At 57.4% G+C, this 6,714-nt stretch carries 6 protein-coding genes; 2 read left to right on the forward strand and 4 right to left on the reverse strand.

The annotated features are described in order from the left end of the window. Positions 1-130: 130 nt before the first annotated feature. The 3 genes from ftsH to tilS all read right to left on the reverse strand — a co-directional run bounded on the left by ftsH (position 131) and on the right by tilS (position 4,508). Positions 131-2,209, reverse strand: a complete 2,079-nt coding sequence (gene ftsH / locus DWX39_RS10375) for an ATP-dependent zinc metalloprotease FtsH (protein ID WP_255413529.1) — start codon at positions 2,207-2,209, stop codon at positions 131-133. A gap of 61 nt (positions 2,210-2,270) precedes the next feature. Beyond that, positions 2,271-2,819 carry a hypoxanthine phosphoribosyltransferase gene (gene hpt / locus DWX39_RS10380; protein WP_117736950.1) on the reverse strand — a complete coding sequence of 183 codons (549 nt, stop codon included), beginning with the start codon at positions 2,817-2,819 and terminating at the stop codon, positions 2,271-2,273. A gap of 147 nt (positions 2,820-2,966) precedes the next feature. Then, positions 2,967-4,508 (reverse strand): tRNA lysidine(34) synthetase TilS, encoded by a 1,542-nt coding sequence (tilS, locus tag DWX39_RS10385; protein WP_192934564.1) that lies wholly within the window; start codon positions 4,506-4,508, stop codon positions 2,967-2,969. Positions 4,509-4,556: 48 nt separating this feature from the next. On the opposite strand from tilS, the gene DWX39_RS10390 reads away from it, so the two are divergent. Next, the gene (locus DWX39_RS10390; protein WP_117759863.1) at positions 4,557-5,366 is read left to right on the forward strand and encodes an MBL fold metallo-hydrolase; all 810 of its coding nucleotides are present in this window, start codon (positions 4,557-4,559) and stop codon (positions 5,364-5,366) included. A gap of 80 nt (positions 5,367-5,446) precedes the next feature. On the opposite strand, the gene DWX39_RS10395 is transcribed toward DWX39_RS10390, so the two are convergent. Further along, the gene (locus DWX39_RS10395) at positions 5,447-5,878 is read right to left on the reverse strand and encodes an Hsp20/alpha crystallin family protein (protein ID WP_055251783.1); all 432 of its coding nucleotides are present in this window, start codon (positions 5,876-5,878) and stop codon (positions 5,447-5,449) included. Positions 5,879-6,155: 277 nt separating this feature from the next. Between DWX39_RS10395 and DWX39_RS10400 the strand changes: the two genes are divergently transcribed. Then, the gene (locus tag DWX39_RS10400; RefSeq protein WP_117629859.1) at positions 6,156-6,623 is read left to right on the forward strand and encodes a hypothetical protein; all 468 of its coding nucleotides are present in this window, start codon (positions 6,156-6,158) and stop codon (positions 6,621-6,623) included. Positions 6,624-6,714 lie beyond the last annotated feature (91 nt).

Below are 6,714 nucleotides of genomic sequence, written 5' to 3' on the forward strand. Positions count from 1 at the left end.
TTTCAAAGTCCAAGAAATGGGATGCAGTTCAAATGCGTGAAAACGCTCATTTAAGTCTGTCCCCAATCAACATATCGCTCAAAAGAAAAAGCCTCCACAGGTTTCCCCGCAGAGGCTTTCGCTACAAGAACTATTTGTCGGCGTCGGTGTTGCCGTCAGCGTTGACAGCATTGCCATCACCGGCATCATCGGATGCGGCTTCGGCATCCTCCTGCATGGCCGCCTGCGCAAAGGCCGCAGCATCAGCCGCCAGCTCCTCCTCGCTCATGCGAGGCGAGCACTTCTTGGTCGGCATGCCGGCCGCCTTGGCGTTGCGCTCCTCCTTGGCCGCCAGGATATCGCCCTCGCGCTCAAGGTAAGCATCCCACTCGTTGTCGAGCAGGGCGTTCACGGCGTCGCCTTCGACGGTCTCGCGCTCAAGCAGCACCTTCGCCATCAGATCGAGCTGATCGCGACGGGCATCCAAAATCTCGACCGCACGGCGATGGGCTTCGCGCATGATGCGCTGAACCTCGATATCGATGCGGCGCGCCGTCTCCTCGGAATAATCCTGGTGATCGGCGTAATCGCGGCCCAGGAACACCTGATGCTGCGCCTCGCCAAACACCTGCGTGCCCAGTTCCTCGCTCATGCCCAGACGCGTGACCATCTCGCGCGCCATCTTGGTCGCGCGCTCCAGGTCGTTGCTCGCGCCCGACGTGATGTCGTCGCACATGAGCTCCTCAGCAACGCGACCGCCCAAGAACACGGCAAGCTCATCGAGCATCTCGTTCTTGGTCTTGAGGAAGTGATCCTCCTGCGGAAGCTGCAGTGTGTAGCCCAGAGCCTGGCCACGGCTGACAATCGAAATCTTGTGAACCGGATCGGAGTGCTCCAGGATATGACCCACCAGGGCATGACCGCTCTCGTGGTAGGCAATCGTGGTGCGCTCGGCTTCGGTCATCACGCGACCCTTGCGCTGCGGTCCGGCAATCACGCGCTCCATCGACTCCTCGACCTCGTCCATCGAGATCACGGAACGATGGCGGCGAGCGGCCAGCAGCGCAGACTCGTTGAGCAGGTTCGCCAAATCGGCACCAGTAAAGCCAACGGTCATCTGGGCGAGCTTCTCAAACTTAACGTCCTCGTCCATCGGCTTGTTCTCAGCATGCACGCGCAAGATCTGCTCGCGGCCCTTCACGTCCGGACGGTCGACCGTAACCTGACGGTCAAAACGACCGGGGCGCAGCAATGCCGGGTCCAGAATATCGGGGCGGTTGGTCGCGGCGATCAGGATGACCGACTCGCTTTCCTCAAAACCGTCCATCTCGACCAGCAGCTGGTTGAGCGTCTGCTCGCGCTCGTCGTGACCGCCGCCCAGACCGGCTCCGCGCTGACGTCCCACGGCATCGATCTCGTCAATAAAGATGATCGACGGAGCCTGAGACTTGGCCTCCTTAAAGAGGTCACGCACACGGCTGGCGCCGACACCCACGAACATCTCGACAAAGTCGGAACCCGAGATGCTAAAGAACGGCACGCCCGCCTCGCCGGCAACGGCCTTGGCCAGCAACGTTTTACCGGTGCCCGGAGGGCCCACCAGCAACACGCCACGCGGGATCTTGGCGCCCAGCTTGCGATAGCGATCCGGATCGCTTAAAAAGTCACGGATCTCCTCGAGCTCCTCGACCGCCTCGTCCACGCCGGCAACGTCCTCGAACTTGACCTTGGGACGCGTAGCCTCGTTGGTCTTGGCATTGGTCTTGCCAAACTGCATGTTCCTATTATTGGCGCCCATCATCTGGCGCATAAAGTAGAACATGATGGCGATCAGGGCAATCGTCGGCAGCACACTCATCGCCAAGTCGCCCCAAAAATCGGGGTCGTTGGTGTTGACGATGTACTTGGTGTCGGGGTGCTCCGCCATAAGCTCGGCAAGCGAATCGGAGCCGACATAGGTCGAGGAGAAGCTCTTGAGCTCGCTCGTATCACCCTTGTCCTTTTTCGTCTTCCAGTAATGACCCGCCACGCTTCCGTCTTGAACCGTATAGGTCAAATCTTCAACGCGATCCTGCTTAATGGCGCTCACCATCTCGCTCGTCGCAAGCTTAACGGTATTGCTGGAATTGGCAAAGCCGGAGCCCATGTTAAAGAAGGCGTAGCCCAGAAGCGCGCAAGCCAAAATAAAATACAGCCAGCCCGTACGCGCGGGCTTCTTGCCTCCGGGCATCCCCGGGATCTTAGGCTCCCGGGGAGTCTGGGAATTGTTATCGTTACGGTCGTCGGGCATCTTACGAATAAACCTCCGGTTTCAAAATGCCCAGATACGGAAGGTTACGATAGCGCTCGGCATAGTCGAGGCCGTAGCCCACCACAAAGGCATCGGGGCAATGGGTTCCAACATACTTGGGCGCGACGGCCGAGGTACGGTCCTCAACGTCCTTCCACAGGAAGGCGGCAACCTCCAGCGAGGCGGGCTTGCGGCTCTCGAGGTTCTTCATCAGATACTTGAGCGTCAGGCCCGAGTCCAGAATGTCCTCAACGATCAGCACGTCGCGACCGCGGATGTCGATATCCAGGTCCTTAATGATACGCACGATGCCCGAGGACTTCACACCGTCGCCATAGCTCGAAACAGCCATGAAATCGATGTTGGTCGGCAGCTCGATCTTGCGCATCAGGTCGCCCATAAAGACCACGGCGCCGCGCAGGACCGCAATCAGCACCAGATCCTTACCCGCGTAGTCGCGAGTAATCTGCTCGCCTAGGCGAGAGACGATACCGTCGATATCCTCCTGCGTAAACAGAACCTTCTCGATATCCGGATGTTGAGAAGCCATGACAACCCTTTCTTGTGCTTATCGCCCACGCACCGCCGCATGGACGCGAACTACACATTCTAGCAGCGCACGGGGTATATTTACCAGCACGTGCGCCATCAGCGCGGGAATACCGTCAACGTCGCACAGAATAGCTGGCGCGAAGCGCTATTCCGCATCGACCACACGAAGCAGATATGCCACGCGCGTTGCGGCCGTGCATTTAAAACGCTCGTCCGCGCGAACGCCCGCGACCCATACTACGGCACCTCCCGGAGCCGTTCTTACCACGGGTACGCCAGAGCGGTCTGAAACAGGAATGCGCGCCTCGTTTAACAGGTCTGACACTTTCTTGCTTCGGCCGTTCATCCCCAACGGGCACATCACGTCTCCCGGCACAGGGCTATCCACCCACAGGCGCGCCGATCGTGCCTCGGTGGGAATCTCCCCGCGCGAGCCGGCTAACATCCGCTCGCTATCGCGGTCGGCAAACCCCAGGGCCGCCGCATCCACCAAGGCCGCAACCTTTCCGGCAGCAGCAAGCTCGCGGGCACGGTGCACGATATCGCACCCCGGCTCCACAGCCATCGGCTCCGCTGTCAGCATATGCCCCGCCCCCAGCGGCAGACGACCGGGAACGGAGATCCAATCGGCCACTAAACCCTCGCGCGCCGCCGGGGCCTTGAACGCCAGCGTGCCAAACTCCACACGGGCATCAATTCCCGCAGGAAGCGTAACCGAGCCCGAGCCCGCAGCGACGCAGGCGAGCACGCGCTCCACGTGCCGCATCTCCGGTCGCGCGTCGGGATCGATGCGCTTAATCGCCAATCGCACGATACGCCGTGCAATCACAACCTCAGCGGCGGCAAGACGGCGCGCATCGAGCACAAGTGCGCCCGCCGCTTCCTTGCGCAGGCAGCTTCGAAACGCCTGTGCCGAAAGCTGGGAAAGAAAGGCGTCTTCGTCGCCCAGAATTTCGCAAGCGGCGCCAATCGTCTTACAGACGCTCGCGTTGCGCTGTGCCACCACCGGCATCACCCGATGGCGTACATAGTTGCGCAGGTACGAAACGTCCTCGTTGCTTTCATCTTCCCGCCATGGCTGACCGTGCACCTGCAGATAGCTCACGAGTTCATCGTGCGTGAGGTCGAGCAAGGGGCGAACCACAATGTTCCGACGGCGCGGAATGCTCGATAGACCCGCGGGACCCGACCCTTTAATGGCATTCATCAAAAATGTTTCCGCGCGGTCCGACGAAGTATGCGCGGTACAGATACGAGCCGCCGTCCGCGGTGCGCCCGATTCGGCACAAAGTTCGCGAACGTATCTCCGTGCCGCGGCATAGCGCACCTCGCGAGCCGCAGCCTCGATATTGCCCGATTCGTCATCAAAATAGGCATGCTCAACACACAGCGGCAAACCGTATTGTGCGCACAGGTCACGTACAAAGGCCTCGTCGCCATCGGATGCCTCCCCGCGCAGATGATGGTTTACATGCAGCACGTGCAATCGCTCGCGCGCAATGGGAGCGACGCCGCGCCCGTCCTGGATATCCAGCTTTGATGTGCAAGCCATAAGGAGCAGCGCCGTCGAGTCCGCACCGCCTGATACCATAAGCACTACGGGGGCAGCGGCCTGCCGCGTTGCCAGGGCGCTCTTATCCGTCCTCGGCGCGGCATGATGTCCATAGTGCTGAGATACCGTTGGCATTCGCTTCCTCCTCTATTCGTCCGCACTCATTGTATCCTTTGGAATCTTATGTCTCGCCTGCACCTTCATATCCTCGGCAGCGGCTCAAAAGGCAACTGCGCACTCGTCGAGGGACCTCAGGGGCTCATCATGATCGACAACGGCCTGTCCCGCCGCGAGACACTTAAACGCATGGCGGAGCTTGGCCTCTCGGCAGACGACGTCGCCGCTCTTGTAATCACCCATGAGCATGGTGACCATATCAAGGGGCTCGATGTATGGTGCAAGCACTGGCATGGTCCCCTCTTTGCCAGCAGGGACACCCTTTCATGCAAAGAAAACCTCACGCGCCTGCCCGTAGAGGAATTTGACCCCGGCGACACGCTCCCCATTGCCGGCATCCACGTGCAAACCTACTCAACATCGCACGATGTCATCAATCCTGTCGGCTATCGATTTAATGCTCTCGATGATTCCATTGGGTTTGCCACCGACACCGGAGAGTTATCGAGCAAGGCCATAGGCATCCTCAAAGACTGTCGAGTTCTCGCGCTCGAAAGTAACCACGATGTAACTATGTTGCGCGAAGGAGCGTACCCCCGCTTTCTTCAGGAGCGCATCCTGGCCACAAAGGGGCACCTCTCCAACAACCAGGCCGCCGAAGCCGCGCGCGAACTTGTTACCGATCGCACCGAACAACTCATCGCCATGCACATCAGCCAGGACAATAATCGTCCAAGCCTTACCGTCAAAAGCTATGCCAACGCGCTTGATGCAAGTCTCGATGATGAACTCGGCAGTTCTGCCACCCGTCTTCAAGGGCCACGGAAGCTCTCGATACGCCCTGCAAGCCAGTATCAACCGACAACCATTCAATAGCCCCTCAAGACAACAAAGGGGGGCTGGGAATCACTTCCCAGCCCCCTTAACTCATACTCTCGATTGAAGCAGAGCCATCGTTAGTCGATGGAGATCTTCGTAACGTTCTTCTTCTCGACAATCTTGGGAACCGTAACGGTCAGGATGCCGTCAGCATACTTAGCCGAAAGGCCCTCGCTCGAAGCGTCCTTCAGATACACGCCGCGCGTCGCGCTGTACGAGCTAAACTCCTTCTGCAGGAAGTTCTTGCCCTCGTTCTCCTCGTCCTCCACAACGTTCACGCTAATCGACAGGCGACCCTCGTTAAGCTCAACATCGATATCATCCTTAGCGACGCCGGTCAGATAGGCCTTGACCTCATAACCATCGCCCTTGTCCTCGACATCAACGGGGAACGCCTTGGAAGCAATCGAGTTGTTTGCAAGATCGGTCATATCATCAAACAAATCGAACAGCGAGCTAGCAGAAGGACGAACGCCAAAAACCGAACGATAAGGAACCATGCTTGCCATGTTTACCACTCCTTTTAAGGACTGCCGAGTCATCTTCTAGGTGACTGAGACTTCTTTTGACGCTCTTATATATGCCCACCCAGTGCTCATATATACATCGACTATAAAGTTTTTTGAGTCCAGTACTATAAGCATATCTAAGTGTGTATGACTCAGGTCTTAGTAAGGTTAAGGTTCTTTGAACCAGAGCTTAAATAAGAAGTATGTTCGCAGCTACAAATAACAAGGGGCTTACAATGAGCGCGTACACGTTGTTGGTAACGAGCTAAAGGGCATCATGGACGACCAAAACCAGAACAATATGTTTATGCCGACGCAGGGCGAAGATACTTCTACGCAGCCGCCACGGTTCCATCGCCCCCACATCTCGCAAGAGCCCATTAATGATCCTGAGCCCGATTATGTGACGAGAAATCGATATCAAACGCTCGAGGATGCCCAAACGGGACGTAAACATATGGGCGTTGCCTCGGGAGACCCTGTATATCTGAAAGACGCACCATTATCTAAAAACAGCGCAGCTAGCGATGAGCCGATGAAAGCATCCGCCGCTCATCAACAAAGAGGGCCTCGACCCAAGCAAACCTTGACGCATTCGGCTCGCTATCTCGAAACGCCAAAACAGGGAAAATCAATCTTCGTTTCGTCAAGTAAACGACGCAAGCAGCATCAGCTGACAATTCTGCTTTTGACCATTGCGGCCATAGTAGTTGCCCTTGTTATACGATTTATTTTCTTTAAATAAAGGCTCAATACCGAAAACAACAAGATCGTCTGGTGTAATTGAGTCATTTACGCCCCGTAAACGCAAAAAAGGGGGAGGCCGCGAGGCCTCC

Source organism: Collinsella sp. AF19-1LB (assembly GCF_003459655.1).
Taxonomy (GTDB): Bacteria; Actinomycetota; Coriobacteriia; order Coriobacteriales; family Coriobacteriaceae; genus Collinsella.

Bases quoted from the DNA above. Each gene is read 5' to 3' on its own strand.
- tilS (WP_192934564.1), bottom strand. From the start codon at position 4,508: ATGCCAACGGTATCTCAGCACTATGGACATCATGCCGCGCCGAGGACG.
- DWX39_RS10390 (WP_117759863.1), top strand. From the start codon at position 4,557: ATGTCTCGCCTGCACCTTCATATCCTCGGCAGCGGCTCAAAAGGCAAC.
- DWX39_RS10400 (WP_117629859.1), top strand. From the start codon at position 6,156: ATGGACGACCAAAACCAGAACAATATGTTTATGCCGACGCAGGGCGAA.
- DWX39_RS10395 (WP_055251783.1), bottom strand. From the start codon at position 5,878: ATGGCAAGCATGGTTCCTTATCGTTCGGTTTTTGGCGTTCGTCCTTCT.
- ftsH (WP_255413529.1), bottom strand. From the start codon at position 2,209: ATGCCCGGAGGCAAGAAGCCCGCGCGTACGGGCTGGCTGTATTTTATT.
- hpt (WP_117736950.1), bottom strand. From the start codon at position 2,819: ATGGCTTCTCAACATCCGGATATCGAGAAGGTTCTGTTTACGCAGGAG.